Annotated in this window: 13 protein-coding genes; 11 read left to right on the plus strand and 2 right to left on the minus strand. The window is 41.3% G+C overall.

The window, feature by feature from the left end; all coding sequences use genetic code 11:
* On the minus strand, positions 1-1125 hold a 1125-nt coding region (locus BN3282_RS05650; RefSeq protein WP_330382159.1), incomplete at its 3' end, for an IS1634 family transposase.
* A 274-nt stretch (positions 1126-1399) separates the two neighbouring features.
* Between BN3282_RS05650 and BN3282_RS05655 the strand changes: the two genes are divergently transcribed.
* Together BN3282_RS05655 and glgB are read left to right on the plus strand one after the other, a co-directional pair.
* Complete coding sequence (locus tag BN3282_RS05655; protein ID WP_330382160.1) at positions 1400-4348, plus strand: hypothetical protein; 2949 nt, start codon at positions 1400-1402, stop codon at positions 4346-4348.
* 173 nt (positions 4349-4521) lie between these two features.
* Positions 4522-6447 carry a 1,4-alpha-glucan branching protein GlgB gene (gene glgB, locus BN3282_RS05660; RefSeq protein ID WP_059067354.1) on the plus strand — a complete coding sequence of 642 codons (1926 nt, stop codon included), beginning with the start codon at positions 4522-4524 and terminating at the stop codon, positions 6445-6447.
* Positions 6448-6857: 410 nt separating this feature from the next.
* Here the strand turns inward: glgB and rpoN are convergent, their stop codons facing one another.
* Positions 6858-8183, minus strand: coding sequence for an RNA polymerase factor sigma-54 (gene rpoN / locus BN3282_RS05665; protein WP_162858219.1), 1326 nt, complete (start codon positions 8181-8183; stop codon positions 6858-6860).
* 276 nt (positions 8184-8459) lie between these two features.
* Between rpoN and BN3282_RS05670 the strand changes: the two genes are divergently transcribed.
* From BN3282_RS05670 to BN3282_RS05710, 9 genes are all read left to right on the plus strand, one after another.
* Positions 8460-10559 (plus strand): sodium-translocating pyrophosphatase, encoded by a 2100-nt coding sequence (locus tag BN3282_RS05670; RefSeq protein WP_059067359.1) that lies wholly within the window; start codon positions 8460-8462, stop codon positions 10557-10559.
* 238 nt (positions 10560-10797) lie between these two features.
* Positions 10798-11361 (plus strand): HdeD family acid-resistance protein, encoded by a 564-nt coding sequence (locus BN3282_RS05675; RefSeq protein ID WP_059067361.1) that lies wholly within the window; start codon positions 10798-10800, stop codon positions 11359-11361.
* Between the two features lie 3 nt (positions 11362-11364).
* Positions 11365-12282 carry a putative ABC transporter permease gene (locus BN3282_RS05680; RefSeq protein ID WP_059067363.1) on the plus strand — a complete coding sequence of 306 codons (918 nt, stop codon included), beginning with the start codon at positions 11365-11367 and terminating at the stop codon, positions 12280-12282.
* A gap of 283 nt (positions 12283-12565) precedes the next feature.
* A complete protein-coding gene (deoC, locus tag BN3282_RS05685; RefSeq protein WP_059067364.1) occupies positions 12566-13261 on the plus strand; it encodes a deoxyribose-phosphate aldolase in 696 nt (231 codons plus the stop codon).
* A 17-nt stretch (positions 13262-13278) separates the two neighbouring features.
* The gene (locus tag BN3282_RS05690) at positions 13279-14592 is read left to right on the plus strand and encodes a transaldolase family protein (protein ID WP_059067366.1); all 1314 of its coding nucleotides are present in this window, start codon (positions 13279-13281) and stop codon (positions 14590-14592) included.
* Between the two features lie 64 nt (positions 14593-14656).
* Positions 14657-15184 carry a DUF1097 family protein gene (locus BN3282_RS05695; RefSeq protein ID WP_059067368.1) on the plus strand — a complete coding sequence of 176 codons (528 nt, stop codon included), beginning with the start codon at positions 14657-14659 and terminating at the stop codon, positions 15182-15184.
* A gap of 16 nt (positions 15185-15200) precedes the next feature.
* Entirely contained in the window at positions 15201-15638 is a 438-nt protein-coding gene (locus BN3282_RS05700) for a VOC family protein (protein ID WP_059067370.1), read from the plus strand.
* 36 nt (positions 15639-15674) lie between these two features.
* A complete protein-coding gene (locus tag BN3282_RS05705) occupies positions 15675-16838 on the plus strand; it encodes a phosphopentomutase (RefSeq protein ID WP_059067373.1) in 1164 nt (387 codons plus the stop codon).
* A 15-nt stretch (positions 16839-16853) separates the two neighbouring features.
* Entirely contained in the window at positions 16854-18023 is a 1170-nt protein-coding gene (locus BN3282_RS05710; protein WP_059067375.1) for an iron-containing alcohol dehydrogenase, read from the plus strand.
* Positions 18024-18029 lie beyond the last annotated feature (6 nt).

Here is an 18029-nt window from a genome sequence, read left to right on the forward strand (position 1 = left end):
CTTTCTCTGGTAAGCAGCATATTTCGGAGAATAGGTAACAATCAGTGTCTCATCCATATCTCCTGTTATAAGGGGATATTCCTTATAGTAAACGGAGTTATAGATTTCTTCATCTGTTTCATCCAGTGTACGAAGGTCGATGAACTTCTGTGCTCCTATCTTGCGGAACTGTGTGGGATTCATCGCTTCTTTTCGCTCTTCCGCCTTCATTTTTTTCAGGGAATGTGTGATTACATAAGCCCTGTGGTTGAAACTGTTGAAGCGGCGGTTGTTGTGAGAACCCAATCCACTGTCTGAACAGAAAATAAATTCGCTGCAGTTGAAATCCCGGATGATCTTTTGCTCTAACGGTTTTAAAGTGGTCTGCTCATTCTGGTTTCCGGGAAAAATATCGAAAGACAGAGGAATTCCATCCGCATCCATAAATAATCCCATGGTGACAATCGGATTTGGTCGGTGTTCTTTGCTTTTGCCGTATTTGCGTAGTTCATCTTCCTGCTCGATCTCGAAATAGAAGTTTGTGCAGTCATAGTACAGGATTTTTTTGTTCCGGGGATGGACAAAGTTGGAATTCCGGTATAACTCACTTTGTATAAAATCGGATTCTTCTGCAATAACAGAAAGGGCGCGGTAAACATCCTGCAAATGATACTTTGGTGGTTCCAGCAGAGTTTTGCAGTACTCATAGCTTTCACGTTTACTGGAAGGATGGAGAATGCGTGCATAGATCAGATCCGTAAAAACAGCGAGCAGGTCATACTGATACTTGTGACGACTTTTGATCGACCGACAGATCTTATCCAGCCGGAGCTCTGTAACCAGAGACTGGAGAAAGAGATATCCGGTATTAAAAAGGCGCTGTTCATTTTTTAGGATGCGAGCTCCTTGTGAAAAGTCCACTGATACTTTTCCATTTTTCAGATTATAAAGTTCGGTTTCTTTCTTTGCCTCGTTTCTGGCCCACGCCATCATCTTATCCTTATCATTGTCGAATTGTGCGAGGAGATCGTTCATCTTTCCCAATTTTTTATAGATATGGGAGGAAGTTTTTCCATTCTCTTTGCGGAAGGACTGATAAATATATACATCTTTGTTGTTTGCACTACCTGTGATATTTACGTACATAAAAAACCTCTTTTCTTTTTATTATATCACAACTAGCACAAACAAGCACTAATAAATTTAAAAAATTTGACAAAAAAAGTGCCTTTTTATAGGCATCGTAAGGTTTTTTTCTTTATTCAACTGTCAAACTCCCGTGCATCTTCAATGTCAATTGAGGATGCATTTTTTTGACATTATGCAAGCCGTATGTTAAACTAATGAGAGAATTATCGCTTAGTGGATCCAGACAAGATTACAGATTAAAATAATATAAATATTTAATGAGGTGAGCGCAGTGGATAAGTATGAATATAAGCTGAAGACAGAACAAATGCTTGAACTTATGGAAGACGGTGCATATAACAAAGCGGCTGAAATAGCCGATACGGTCGATTGGAAGAGAGTACGAAATGTAACGATGCTGACGAATGTCAGTGATATTTATGAGAAAAACAGAGAATACCAGAAAAGCTATGATGTACTGAATATTGCTTATCACCGTGCTGAGGGGAGCAGAAAGGTGGTTTATCGTCTGTGCACACTAGCCTTGAAAACCGGAAACGTAGATGAGGCGATTGATTATTATGATGATTTCATGCAGATAGCTCCAAAGGATCCAAATCAGCATATCCTTAGATACCAGATCCTGCGTGCACAGAGAGCACCTATTGAGCAACAGATAGAATCACTGGAAGAGTTTAAAAAAGCAGAATATATAGAAGAATGGGCATATGAGCTTGCAAAACTGTATCAGGAAGCGGGGATGACTGCGGAGTGCCTTGAGGAATGTGATGATCTGATTTTGTGGTTCAGTGAGGGGCAGTATGTATATAAAGCGATGGAATTAAAAATGCAGTATAAACCACTGACTCCATCACAGCAGGAAAAGTATGACCACAGATATGAAAAATTATCTTCCGAGACGGAAGAAATACCCAATATTATAGAATATAGCGAGAAGAAAAAGCAAACAGAGAACGCTGAGACAGAAAGCGAAGAAGATTCTGAAAAACCAGAGGAGACTATGTCAAAAGCGGATGCAGCAGAAGACGCAGAAGAGAGCATGACGGCACAGACAGAAACGGAAACGAAAAAGAGTAAGATTGGGAACACGATGCGCTTGGATGAGGCTTTGCAAAAACTTTTGCATCCGTCAGAAGAGGAAGAAAAAGAAGACGACGAGATGGCTGGTCTGGAAGATGCGATTGATGAGATAGAATCGGTAGTTGATTTGAATATTGTAAATGAGATTGCAGAAGAGAAGGAAGCGGCACAGGAAAAGAAGGAGAGATCCAAGCCGGTTTCTGTTTCAGGTACGCTGACAGAATTGACAGTGGATGATGACTTCGAAGAAGAAAAACTGACAGAAGACGGAGCAGAAGAATTTATGGCAGAAAATGAGATAAAAGCTGTACCTGAAAATACAGAAGCGGAAGAAACAGGGTTTCTGTCAAATGATACAGAAGAACAGATAGAAGGGCAGATGAGCTTTGAAGATATTTTCTCTGACTGGGAAAGCCAGGCAGAGCATCCGGCGCCTGTGCAGAAAGAAGCACAAAAGACCGCAGAGCCAATCCTCCCACCGGATATTCAGCGTATGATTGATGAGATAGAAGGGATCATCCCTCCGGAGGAGCCAAAGCCTAAACGCCCTGCGCGGGAAAAGGAAGAAGATATCCCTCGTGAAAATATGGGGAAATTAGCGGAAGAATTGCGCGTAGATGATGATGCAGAAGATTTTGAAGATTTCGACGATATTCTGGATGAAGATGAATACGAAGAAGATATACTTCAGGAGACCGATGCGGCAGCTAATGATTCGGAAGCCACAGTGGAGGCAGATGAATTCCTGGATGATGATTTGGAAGAACTGCCAGCAGATGATTCGGAAGACCTTTTGGAAGATGATGCAGAAGAATTTTTTGATGACGAAGTAGAATATACATCTTTTGAGGAAGAGGCAGACATGCTTGCTGACGAGGAGGAAGGATCATTCTACGACTCCGAGGAGGAAATCGTAGAAGAAGACTCTGAGGAAGATTGGGAAGAAGAAATCGCAGAAGAAGACTCCGAGGAGGATTGGGAAGAAGAAATCGCAGAAGAAGATTCTGAGGAGGATTGGGAAGAAGAAATCGCAGAAGAAGATTCCGAGGAGGATTGGGAAGAAGAAATCGCAGAAGAAGATTCCGAGGAAGACTGGGAAGATGAGAAGACTAGCTGGGAAGATGAATTCCGTCCTGACCCTAAATATGGTATGGAACCGGATGACAGAGAGATACCAGATGACGATGATGATGAAATGGATATTCTTTCTGCCACAACCCCGCTTAGCAGAAAAGAAACTGCAAAGATGATCGCAACAGGAAAGACGGCTCCGCTTCCGCTGGATGAAATATCCGACGCACTTTCTATGTCAGATACAGGGTTTGTCGTACATGGTCGCTATGATCTGAAGACACAAAGTGGTATTGGAACACGGGCAGGTCTGACGGAAGAACAGAAGAAATTATTTTCTTACTTTGTTCCGGTGCGTGGCATGAGTGAACAGTTGGTAGATGTGTTGGAGCAGGACAGAAACTGTACAAATCGGGAAGGGACTTCCAGAACAGGTAATTTATTGATCATTGGAAATAAAGGAAATGGTAAGACGGTGCTGGCTGTGGATGTCGTAAAGGCAGTACAGAAGCAGAGAAATATCCGACAGGGAAAAGTTGCCATCGTGACAGGAGATTCTCTGAATAAAAAGAAAATCAGTGACATATTTAATAAATTATATGGTGGTGCTTTGATCATTGAAAAAGCCGGCAAAATGAATGAAAAAACCGTTGCAAGACTGAATAAAGCTATGGAGCGTGATACGGGAGAGCTGCTTATTGTATTAGAGGAACAGAGAAAACCACTTGACAGACTTCTTTCTTCTAACAGAGAATTTAGAAGGAAATTCACCAGTCGTTTAGAGGTGCCGATTTTTATCAACGACGAACTTGTTACGTTTGGTCAGACATACGCACAGGAAAATGGATATCGGATTGATGAGATGGGTATTCTGGCCCTTTACAGTAGAATTGATTCCCTGCAGAGAGAAGACCATGCGGTTACAGTGGCAGAAGTAAAAGATGTGATGGACGAAGCAATCCAACACTCACAAAAGGCGTCTGCAAAGAAGCTGGTAAAAAGAGTGTTTGGAAGAAATACCGATGATGCAGACAGGATTTTATTGTCGGAGAAGGATTTTAATATTTAAAAGATATGTGAAGGAAGACATTCGATTCTGGAAAATCAGATATTCGGATGTCTTTTTTATGTAAAGTTTAGCTATATTATGGAAAAGTATATAAAGGAATTGCTTTTTCCTTTTATTTTTATCTGCAATAAAGTATAATGAAATTATATAAACTGAGGCTGTGAGGTGGGCTTATGGGAAAGGAAAAAAACAAACAAAAGAAAGTGCTTCCCTATGAAATTGGAGAACTTGACCAGTATCTTTTTGGTCAGGGAACACATTATGAGATTTACCAGAAGATGGGCGCGCATAAGGCAGTCGGAGATGAGGGAGAGGGTGTATATTTTGCCGTATGGGCTCCCCATGCAAGAAGAGTGGCGGTCATTGGCGAGTTTAACGACTGGGATTTTGAAACGAATTATATGGAGAGGCAGGAGCCGCTTGGGATTTATACATGTTTTGTGCCGGAAGCCAGAGAAGGAGATCTGTATAAATTTTGTATTGAAACAAAACAAGGGAAGCGTATCTTTAAAGCGGATCCTTTTGCAAATTACGCAGAACTGCGTCCGGGGACGGCTTCAAGGATTACGGATATCTGCAATCTGAAATGGACAGACCAGGTATGGATGGAGGCGCGAAAAGAGTGGGAACACAAGAAAAATCCAATGTCTATCTACGAGGTGCATCCGGGTTCCTGGATGCGGCATCCGGGCAGAGAGGATGAAGGTTTCTATACGTACCGGGAGTTTGCAAAAGCACTCACAAAATACGTAAAAGAAATGGGATATACACATGTAGAACTTATGGGGATTGCAGAGCATCCGTTTGACGGTTCCTGGGGATATCAGGTGACAGGATATTATGCGCCCACATCTCGATATGGAACACCAGAAGATTTTGCCTATATGATCAACTATCTGCACCGTAATAAGATTGGTGTGATCTTAGATTGGGTACCGGCACATTTTCCGCGGGATGCACATGGACTGGCAGATTTTGATGGTACGCCGACATTTGAATATGCGGATCCTAAAAAAGGAGAACACCCGGACTGGGGAACAAAAATTTTCGATTATGGAAAGCCGGAGGTACAGAATTTCCTGATCGCAAATGCGCTGTTTTGGATCGAACACTACCATGTGGACGGGCTGCGTGTAGATGCTGTGGCTTCTATGCTATATCTGGATTATGGAAAACAGGATGGACAGTGGACAGCGAATCAATATGGCGGAAATGAAAACCTAGAGGCGATTGCTTTTTTCAAACATTTAAATTCTGTTGTTCTTGGAAGAAATCCGGGTTGTGTCATGATCGCAGAGGAATCCACTGCATGGCCAAAAGTGACAGGAGCGCCGGAAGAGGATGGGCTGGGCTTCAGCCTGAAATGGAATATGGGCTGGATGCATGATTTTACAGAGTATATGAAGCTGGATCCATTGTTCCGGAAGAATGCGCATCATATGATGACATTTGCCATGTCCTATGCTTACAGTGAAAATTATATTCTGGTACTTTCCCATGATGAGGTGGTACATCTCAAATGTTCTATGATCAATAAAATGCCGGGCGAGGGAGCTGACAAATTTGCCAATTTGAAAGTGGGATATGCCTTTATGATGGGGCATCCGGGAAAGAAACTTTTGTTTATGGGGCAGGAGTTTGCGCAGCTGCGAGAGTGGAGTGAGGAAAGAGAACTGGATTGGTTCCTCTTGGCAGAACCTGCGCATCAGCAGATACAGGCATGGTATCGTGCCCTGCTCCATCTCTATAAGAAAAATAAAGCAATGTATGAGTTGGATACAGATCCGGAAGGATTTGAATGGATCAATGCAAACGACGGATTCCGCAGTATTTTCAGTTTTGTGCGGTATTCTAAAGATAGGAAGAAGAATTTATTGTTCGTATGTAACTTTACACCGGTTGAGAGACCGGATTATTGTATAGGAGTACCAAAAAGAAAGCAATACAAATTGGTTCTTAACAGTGATGATGTAAAGTACGGGGGAGCAGGAGAAAAAAGACCGGAAATTTATAAAGCTGTGAGTAAAGAATGCGATGGTAAAAAATATTCCTTTGCATATCCGCTGCCGGCATATGGAGTGGCGGTATTTGAGTTTTAATATATAAATTTACTGCCAGAAGGCAGATTCCGCAATTAGATTGCAGAAGAAAAGACGACTTCACGCTGTTATATGTCTCCAATCGGAAGGAAATACATACTTCTGTTTGGAAGTCCGCAGCAGCGTGAAGTCGATTTTTTTAACAGAAACATGAACTTAAGCGATGAAAGTGCATGCGGTTTACCTGTGGTGGGAGGAATTTCGGCAAAGCCCTGACGGGCGATGCAGTATGCAGTTAACGCACAATCATTTTTTCGAATACTTCCGCAGTGTCAATTCAATTCCGCTTACGCTTCATTTTGCTATCGGCTATCGCCGAATGAAAAGGAACAGTTCACACCCTGTTTACATGCAAGCATGACACAGGGCATGTTCTGTTCCTTTTTGCAGTGCTTATTGCTTCGTTAAATTTATATTGTTCTTCTGTCAAAGCTTCCTTTTATCCCTAGTTCTTCTCTATATTTGGCAATGGCGCGTCTTGATACGTGTATATTTTGCTCGGAGAGCAGTTTTACAAGAGTTTGATCGCTATAAGGTTTCTGTTTGTTTTCTGCTTCTATGAATTCTTTGATGTATTGTTTTACAACCATTGGAGTGACAGAGCCATTATCCTGTCTGGAAACAGAAGTGGTAAACATATTTTTCAAGAAAAGACTCCCACCCGTGTATTGCAAGTATTTGCCTTTTACGGCACGGCTTACAGTAGATGTATGTATATTGGCTCGGTTTGCTACATCGGACATAGTCATAGGCACGAGAGGCCCATTGTTATCAAAGAAATCTTGCTGTATATCGAGAATGATCTCTGCAATAGAGAGGATCGTTTGGCGCCGCTGTTCGATACTGTTTAATATAAACTGGACACGGCGCAATTTTTCTTTAAAATAAGCGATAAGTTCTGTGTCAGAAGAAGAATTCATCATTTTTAGATAATAATCATTTAAGGAGTAGTTTCTGACCCAGGAATCGTTCAGCCGGACTGTCCAGGAATCGTTCTCTTTTTGAAAGATGATATCCGGGATGATATAGCCGTTCGTTCCAGAGTTAAAACCGGACAGAGGACGCGGATTCAGACGAGTGATGATCTCCAGATTTTTTCGTACATCTGCAGTGGAAATATGCAGAGAACGCGAGATATTGCTGATTTTTCCTTCTGCGATGTCGTGTAAGTGATAAAGGATCATCTGCGTCAGGACTTCGTTATTCATATCCAGAGCATCCAGTTGGTGCAGCAGGCTTTCTTGCAGATTGGGAGAAAATATACCATAAGGCTCGAGCTGTTTGAGGGTATAGAGGCATTGTTTTACAAAATCAAGGGGGACATTGTTTTTTTGCGCGACTTCTTCGACCGGCATTGTAAAGAAACCATTGTCATCCAGACAGTCGATCAAATAGTGGAAAAGGCTCCATTCCTGTGGGGAATATAGTTTTATATCAAGCTGAGAAAGAAGATACTCCTGAAGAAGATCTTCTTTCGGAGCGGAAAAATCTCGGCGGCGGTCATCTTCTTCATCGGTGGATATGTAAGAGCCGGCGGAGGTTTCATAATAAGCAGTCAAAGGTTCTGAATAATTGTCTTCAGAAGTTCCTTCCGCATGTTCCATCATAGGATTTTCAAGATATTCATTTTTAAGAAGATGATTGAGTTCCAGGCTGTCCATTGCAAGAATCTCCAAAGACTGGATCTGTGATTGAGATAATTGCTGGCGCTGCTGTAAAGTTAAATTCAAATCCATGTAAAACACCACTTTCGTCTTTTTATTCCCCGTCGGGTGAAGGGGCATCTGTCGTATATTCTGTCTTATTATAGCACTTTTTTTGCAGACTTAGAATACGATAACAGTATTATCATAATTATTTGACCATTTTTAAAAGGTTTCTAAAATTCTGTATGATATACATAAGAAGTGTACTAAGAATGAAAAATTATACGAAAACCTGTTCAATATTATGCTAAAGTGCTACAATAAATAACGAAGATCTAGAATGAATATAGGAATGGAGGAAGAAAAATGGATAATCAACTGGCACTACTTACTTTATGTGGCTCCATTATAGCGCTTTTGTTTGCAGGAAGCAGAGCGCAGAAGGTTCTGCGTTTCCCGGAAGGAAACGACGTAATGAAAAAGATTTCAGCGTCTATCCACAGAGGAGCCATGGCATATCTCAAAAGGCAGTATCGTATTCTGCTGGCATTCTTTGCAGGAATGTTTATCATTCTTAGCGTGATGGCAGCACTTGGATTACTGACCTGGTTCGTTCCGTTTGCGTTCATTACAGGGGGATTCTTTTCCGGATTGTCCGGATTCGTCGGAATGCAGATCGCAACAAGAGCAAATGCAAGGACCGCGGCAGCCTGCCAGAAAGGACTGAATAAAGGACTGCGCGTAGCGTTTTCGGCAGGTTCTGTTATGGGATTTACAGTAGTCGGACTGGGACTTTTGGATATTTCTATTTGGTATCTGCTGCTTCGTCTGGTATTTGATCTCCCGATTGAGGATATTACCAGCACAATGCTGACATTTGGTATGGGAGCCTCATCTATGGCGTTATTTGCCCGTGTGGGAGGAGGTATCTATACGAAAGCGGCAGATGTGGGTGCTGACTTGGTAGGTAAGGTGGAAGCGGGAATTCCGGAGGATGACCCGCGAAATCCAGCAGTTATTGCGGATAATGTAGGTGATAATGTAGGAGATGTAGCCGGAATGGGTGCAGATCTATACGAATCTTATGTAGGTTCTATCTTATCAGCATGTGCGCTTGGTGTCATTGCATTTAATAAGATTGAATCCGTTGACCGTGTGAATGCGGTCGTGATCCCTATGATCCTGGCAGCGGTAGGTGTCCTTGCGTCTATCCTGGGATCTATGCTGGTCAAGACGGGGGAAAGTACTGAGCAGAGTACACTTTTGAAAGCGCTTAGAAGAGGCACAAATACCAGTGCTGTTATTATTGCGGTTGTAGCATTCCCGCTTGTATGGTTCATTTTGGGCAAAGATTTTATTGGTTTTTATTTTGCGATACTGGGAGGCCTTCTTGCAGGTGTATTAATCGGTTTCTTTACAGAATACTTTACATCAGATACATATAAACCGACGAAAAATCTTGCCTCAAAGTCAGAGACGGGTTCTGCTACCATTATTATTGGTGGGCTGAGCCTCGGCATGCTGTCAACAGCGATCCCCATCTTGATCATTGCGGTTTGTGTCATGGCAGCGTATACACTTTCCGGAGGTTTTATAGAAACTACAAGAGGACTCTACGGAATTGCTCTGGCAGCGGTTGGAATGCTTTCAACATTGGGCATCACACTTGCTACAGACGCATATGGACCAATTGCGGATAATGCAGGAGGAATTGCAGAAATGGCCGGACTGGATCCGGAAGTGAGAAAACGTACAGATGCGTTAGATTCACTTGGAAATACAACGGCAGCAACAGGGAAAGGTTTTGCGATCGGTTCGGCAGCATTGACAGCGCTTGCTTTGATCGCGTCTTATGTGGAAAAGGTACAGGAAGTAGGGGGCGCAAATATAGAACTGGACATGAGTGTCATGAATCCGGCGGTATTAGTCGGTATTTTCATAGGAGCTTGCCTTCCATTTGTATTCGCGGCGCTTACGATGTCTTCTGTGGGGCGTGCAGCGCAGAGTATTGTTGTGGAAGTAAGGCGGCAGTTCCATGAGATCACGGGACTGATGGAAGGAAAGGCAGAGGCGGACTATGAAACATGCGTCGATATTTGTACAAGATCTAGCTTAAAGGAAATGATCCTTCCGACGATCCTGGCAATCGTTACGCCGGTAGTGACAGGCTTGGTTCTCGGATATAACGGTGTGATCGGTATGCTGGCAGGTTCTACGTCTACAGGCTTTTTGATGGCGGTATTCATGTCGAATGCCGGAGGAGCATGGGATAATGCAAAGAAATATATTGAAAGCGGTGCTCACGGAGGAAAAGGCAGTGAATGCCATAAGGCGGCTGTTGTTGGAGATACGGTGGGCGATCCTTTCAAGGACACATCAGGACCGTCTATCAATATTCTTATCAAGCTGTTATCCATGGTTTCTATCGTATTTGCGGCATTGGTAGTCAATTATCATATATTCTGACCGACGGAATGTTTGGCTTAGTGTATTTCTCGGAAAAATAAAATGCAGAAGAAAGGGTGGAGAGTGTTTCCATCCTTTTTCATTTCATAGGAAATTATTTCCTATGAAATGAAAATACTACGTACGGATTACGCTGCGGTAAAAAAAGTATCGTGTTGTTTCAAATAGGCTCTGTTTGCCGCATATATATAATTTAATGGGAAAGTCTGCTATAATGATGAATAAGGAGGTAAGCGGAATGAGAAAATATATAGAGTTTAGAAGATCTGCTCTGTGGACATCGGTTGTTTTTATCATACTTGGCATGGTATTGGCAATATATCCTGAGATGAGTGGGATCGTGTTTACCAGAGGACTGGCAGTGGGAACCTTGATCTATGCGGCAGTACGTTTTTATAGATGGAGAAAGGAACGGATAAAGGGGTATCTTGCGATCGGAGATTTTATGCTCGGCCTCGTATTTGGCTTCATAGGATTGCTTGGGATTTTTAGTCCTGAGACGATACTTTCTTTTTTGCCATTTGTCACGGGAGCGGCATTGATCTTGGATGGAATTGTAAAAGCGCCGGTCGTTATTGAAATGATGAAAGTGGGAAGTGCCCTGCACATTCCGATAGCATTATCAGCTGTTTTGCCGTTATTGTTCGGTGTGTTTTTAGTGGCTTTTCCATTTAAGGCGGCGGCTGCGCTGATCATGGTGTTTGGCATTTTTTTAATAGCAGATGGGGCATGTGATATTATAGGAATTATTTATTTTAAAAAATATGAACACGAGGAAAATGCATACAGAAGAGGAGAATAGGATATGTATGATTTGTGGCAATGGCTTTTATTTTTCTATATATACAGTTTCATAGGCTGGATATGGGAATCTTGCTATGTTTCAGCGCAGAAAAGAAAGTGGGTAAACCGAGGCTTTTTAAACGGACCTTTTCTTCCTATCTATGGCTGCGGGGCATTGGCAGTTTTGGTGAGCACGATACCGGTCAGAGAAAATGTGCTGCTGATTTTTGTCTTTGGAATGACAGGGGCAACTATCCTAGAATATTTCACCGGATGGGGAATGGAAAAACTTTTTAAGGTCAAATACTGGGATTACAGCAGGCAGCCCTTCAATTTGAACGGGCATATATGTCTGCTTGCTTCTCTGGGATGGGGACTTTTTTCAGTTATTATGATAAAGGGAATCCATATCCCTGTTGAAAAGGCTGTGTTGTCATTACCGGAAGTGGCAGGAGAAGCAGTAGCCTTTTGCTTTACAATATATATGAGCATAGATTTCACGGTTTCTTTCAGAGAGGCTATGGATATGCGGGAAATGCTGGAAAAACTGCAGGAAAGCAAGGATTATATACATAGAATGCAAAAAAGGCTTGAAGTGATCTCGGCAGTTGCGGCAGATGAATACCATCAGTATCTTAAGGAGCGGGAACAGAAAAAGGCAGGACGGAAAGAGCAGTTTGCAGAGAATCTTGCAGCTATGCGTACGGTAAGAAAGAAGATGTTGGAGGAACTGTGGAATAAGGCAGAAGCACTGAAGAAAGAAAATGGCAACGTGAAGGAATGGGCAGAAATAAAAGAAGGGATTCGAGAAGAACTTCTGAAAATGGGTGAAAGAAGGACGAAAGAATATAAAAAAGTCGTGCATCATATAAGAAGAAACCCAAAGGTAATCTCCAAGAAATACCAGGAAGTATTGGATGATATTAAGAAGCTGATGTAGGGAAGCAAATGATGTAAAGCCGGACTAAATACATATGGGTAAAAAAGAGGAAGAATGAGTGTTGTGTGCCGTATTGCACAGACACTCATTTTTTTGACTAAAAATAGAATGAGGTGCAAAAATTGTTAAGAATAAAACAAGGAGAGTTATAAAAAAGAATAAAAATGTAATATATTTAACATTTGTTATTGACATAACAAAAATGCGGTGTTATATTTACAGTGTAGTAAATTTCAAAGATAAAAAGAGGATGACAATCAGTGTGAATTAGGAGGAATGGAAAATGTTATCAGTAAATGAATTTGCGAAGCATCTGGATTTGGCGTATTTAGCTCCGAATCTTCAGAAAAAGGACATTATTGAAGCCTGCGAGATAGCAAAAAAATATCATGTAAATGCGGTGAATGTAAATTCTTGTTGGGCAGAATTAGTCGTGAATGAACTGAAAGGAACAGATGTTGGTCCTAGTGCAGTAATTGGATTCCCGTATGGCGCAATGTCTACTAAGTCAAAGCTGTATGAACTCCAGGAGATGGTTGACCTGGGATGTACAGCATGCGATATGGTAATTAATATTGGCGCTGTGAAAGATGGAGATTGGGAACTTGTTCGTCATGAAGTGAGTGAGTTTGTTCGAATTTGTGGGGAAAATTGTGATACTAAGCTTATTTTTGAAGTTGGATTTTTAACAGATGAAGAAATTGCAAAGTTGACACAGATATGTTGTGAGTGCGGAGTAACATATGTTAAAACGGCAACGGGATCTCAGGCGTTTCCAACAGAACATCAGGTAAGAATCATGAAAGAAAATCTTTCAGGAGATACAAAGATTAAAGTTTCAGGCGTACCTAGAACATTTACAATGTCAGCAGCGCTCTATATGTTTGAACATCTTGGAGTCAGCCTTTGTGGAACGAGAAGTGCAGGGAAACTTGTTCAGGAATACAGTGATTATTTAAAAGAGTTGGAAGCAAAATAAGATTTTAGGAGGTTATTATGCAGACTGTTAATTATACATTAGCATCACTTGTGGGTGGGAATATTCAGATCGTATCACAGGACGAAAGTTATGTAAGAAGAGCTCTTCACCAAAGTATTAGCTTTGAAGAATTCGAGTTCCTTCAGAAAACAATTGATTATATCGGTGTAAGCGCAAGGTTTAAAGACGTGATCGATCTTTTTCATGTACCGGAAGGAGAAACACCGGCAGGTTTTAAAATTGAATATAATATGAAAGAAAATCGCTATTTAGAGATTGACCTTGTTCGAAATATTTCATATGATAAGAACGGAAAGAAAAGACCTACTAAATTTATCTATTCAGCAGATACAGCGAACCCGTATGAAGTTGAACCGATCAAAAATCTTATTGGTAATTTAACATGTAACCCGGGTATTATTTATGACCTGTTTATTAACAATCCTGAGGCCAATGTTGGACATAAATTCAAAACAAGAAATGAAGTTATGAAAGAAATCGCGGATATATTGGGACCAGGATGTGACATCAGTGTTGAAGTTAATAATCCGTTTGCGGATGAGAAGCAGATTTTGGAGGAAGCAGAAGAATTCCGTGAAATGTTCTCTGATTATAGAATGGTTCTTAAGATTCCGCATACGGGTCCGGTTAATGCACAGAACGTGGGTCAGTTGCTGGAAGGGGACAAGCGTCTTTCCACACGTTGGAATCAGGCTAATACGGCAGATTATTTAAGAGGACATAATCTGGCTCTTAAGATGAAAGAACATGGTTTCCGGATCAACTATACGCTGATGTTTGAACCATGGCAGACAGGAATGGCTCTTCAAGCAAAACCATACTTTATCAATAGCTTTGTACGCCAGCGTTTTGGAGTGACAACATATATTAATGGACTTTTAACAGCTTACCAGAAGACATTTGATGAAAGATTCCTGAAAGATCTTAGGGCATTTATGATCCAGTGGGATATTCTTTCTAAAAATGATGAAGATGCAGATCTTCGCCTTGTAGAAAAAATCGCCAGAGAGACTATAGAATATAGAAAGATTAATGAAAAAGAAGGCTTTGACGGCATGGATGGTGTGAGACATAACCTGAGAATGCTTCGCAACTCAAACCTGGAAGACACAAGATTGATCATCTGTAGTATTGAAGGATCAAGAATGTATCCGGAACTTGATAAGTTAATGACAGAGCCAGAGTTCCAGGACATGACGGATAAGATCGTTATCACAACAGAACCGGCATATCTTGCGCAGAATACTTCAGCACCACAGATCATTACATATCAAAGAAGATTTATGAATGCAGCAAATGGTGAGAAATAAGATTTAGAAAGGCGCCAATGCTAATTGGCGCCTTTTTGAACATTGATAGGAGGAAAAATAAAAGATGAGCAAGACCCGTTTTTTTGTATTTGCTGTATATGTTGGTCTTCAATCTTTCTTACTCCAACTTGTTGATCAGCTGATTGGAGCGCGATTCGTTTCGGGAGGAACAAAAGGGTTTGTGTTTGTAGCTTTTCAAAGCTGGGCATTGTATTTTCTCTTAGGAAGTACTGTGAAAAAAGGGTTAAAAGGTTTAGCTGGATATTTTATGGGAATCGTATTTGCGATAGTCATGCTCAAGATGGGCGGTATACTGGGCGGACTGGGAATATTTGCTATTCCTGTTACAGCACTTATCATTGTTCCGATCATGATGTATTTTGAGTATGCCCCGTTCTACATTAGTGATGTAGCAACATTTTTTGTGGGAGCTGGAGCGTTCTATGGGATTTATAATTACGTAGAGGGAATTACGATCATACAGACCTCAATGATAGAAATGCTGTATTGTGTATTGGGACTGGCCAGTGGTTGGATGACAGTTTTATTTAGAAATTGGTATGAAAATAAGCAATATCACTCGTTAAAGTGATAAAGGAGGAAAATAGATGAGCAAACTTGATAAGCTTACATACATTAATGATATTTGTTTGTTTGTGAAAGATTTTCAGGGGGCGTTGAAGTTTTATACAGAAAAATTCGGCTTTAAAATAAAGAGACTTCAGCCAGATCCAGAACATGCGAATTATGCTGAGTTTGAATTTCATGGAACTGCGGTGACATTATGGGAGAAAAAGGGACTTTGCGAGGTTGTAGATCACAAATATATTGACGGTGACGGGCATCATTTCATGATAGCGGTTAAAGTGCCAGAACTTCAGGATGTTGATGATATTGCTGAAGAACTGATCGGAAACGGAGTAAATTGTCTTACACCCCCTACAACATATCCATTTGGCTCACGTGCAGCATATTTCCAGGATCATGAAGGAAATGTATGGGAAGTATTTGCATGGGAAGAGGGAAATGGTCCAGGGCTTCTTTAATGGCAGCAGAATAGTCAGAGTGAAAAGGAGGCGCTTATGTCAAGAATTGCTTTGATCGTATTGGATAGTTGTGGAGTCGGAGAACTTCCTGACGCAGCAGAGTTTGGCGATGCGGGGACGAACACAATTCGCCATGTGGATGAATATGTTGGTGGAATGACTATTCCGAATTTGAAAAATCTTGGTTTATTTAATATAGAGGATACAGGGTTGAAGCCAATCGGGGATCCGATAGGTTGCTTTGGTAAATCTCGGGAGAGAGGAAAAGCCAAAGATACAACAAACGGACATTTTGAGATTGCGGGACTTGTAGTAGAAACCCCGTTTAAAGTGTTTGGAGACGAGTTCCCACCAAGAATAATTTCTGAGCTGGAAAAGCGGATCGGAACAAAAGTAATTGGAAATTATCCTGCATCAGGAACAGAAATTATCCAAGTGCTGGGAGATGAGCATGTTCGAACGGGCTATCCTATTGTCTATCTTTCGGCAGATAGTTTAATGCAGATCGCAATGCATGAAAGTGTTATCCCGCTGGAGCGGCAGTATGAAATCTGCCGGATCGCAAGAGAACTTCTGACGGGTGACGATACAGTAAGCAGGGTGATATGCAGACCTTTCACAGGCGAGAGCGGAAATTATTACCGTACAGAAAATAGAAAAGATTTCTCGGTCGATCCTCCGGGAGAAACGGTATTAGACCTTTTGAAAGAAAAAGGAAAAGATGTAATTGCCGTAGGAAAGATAGAGGATATATTTAATCGAAGAGGAATCACAAAGATAGATCATACCAAAAATAATAGAGAAGGAATACAGGCGACATTAAAGTATCTGGATACAGATTATGACGGATTGCTTTTTGTGAACCTTGTAGATTTTGATATGTTATATGGGCATAGAAACAATCCGAATGGATATGCAGAGGCCTTAGAATATTTTGATAAGTATCTTCCGGATATGATGGATAAACTTAAGGAAGATGATATTTTAATCGTTACAGCTGACCATGGATGTGATCCGACGACACCGGGGACGGATCATACACGGGAACATATTCCTATTCTGGTGTATGGAAAAAATCTCCGAAAAGGAGTAAATCTTGGAGTGCGGGAGACATTTGCAGATATAGCGGCAACTGTGGCAGAGTATTTTGGCTATGAATTTTCAGCAGGGACATCGTTCCTTAAGGAAATTGTAGAATAGCAGACAGGAGGAAATATGGACAATTTTGAATTTATGTCACCTACTAAATTTATTCTGGAGAAAGATGCAGATTTGTTGTGTGGCAGCGAAGTGAAAAAGATTTCTGATAATGTCCTTTTTGTTCATTATGGAGATAGTTTTACATATGAGTCAGGACTTCATGCAAGAATAACGAAGGCTCTTGAAGAGGCGGGAGTTACGTGTTATGAATTGCCGGGAGTTGAACCAAATCCGAAGGTCGATCTTGTTCGTAAAGGTATTGAGTTATGTAAGAAACATAATATTGGCTGCATTTTGGCTGCTGGAGGAGGAAGTGTCATAGATACAGCAAAAGCAGTTGGAATTGGAGCAAAATATGATGGGGATGTTTGGGATTTTTATAGCAAGAAGGCGGTCCCGACAGGTTCACTTCCGGTAGGAACGATCATGACTCTTCCCGCAACAGGAAGTGAAGGAAGTAACGGAAGTGTCATCAAGAATCCGGAAACAGGCGAGAGCGCAGATGTTATGGCGGATTTTATCAGACCGGTATTTACATTGATGAACCCGGATCTGACACTTACGGTTCCGAAAAGACAAACAGTATTTGGAATTATTGACATGTTTTCACATGTATTGGAAAGATATTTTTCAAGCTCTGTAAACACCTATCTGACAGATTATTTGTGCGAGGGTGTCATGAAATCGATCCTCGTCAACGCAAAAGCGCTTATGAAAGATCTCAAAGATTATAATGCCAGAGCAGAGCTTATGTGGACATCAGTTGTGGCGCATAATGGACTTCTCGCGACAGGACGGAATCAGGATTGGGCAACGCATACAATAGGAGTACAATTAGGAGCACAGTACAATTGTGTACATGGGGCAACGCTTTCCGTTTTGTTCCCGAATTGGGCAAGATATGTATATAAGGACAATCTGCCTAGATTTGTACAGTTTGCTAATCGAGTATTTGGAATAGAAATTGATCTCTATGATCAAGAAAAAACAGCGCTTGAAGGAATCGAAAAAATGGCGGAATTCTTCCATTCCATGGGAGGTCCGGTAACATTAGCAGATCTTGGCGTGGAAAATGATGAAAAGATACGTCAGATGGCGGAGGACGCATGTCGATTCGGCTCTATAGGAGGATTAAAAGCACTGGATGCAGATGATGTAGAAGCAATTTACAGACTTTCCATGTAATACGGA

This window comes from Mediterraneibacter massiliensis, from assembly GCF_001487105.1.
GTDB classification, from domain to species: Bacteria; Bacillota; Clostridia; order Lachnospirales; family Lachnospiraceae; genus Mediterraneibacter; species Mediterraneibacter massiliensis.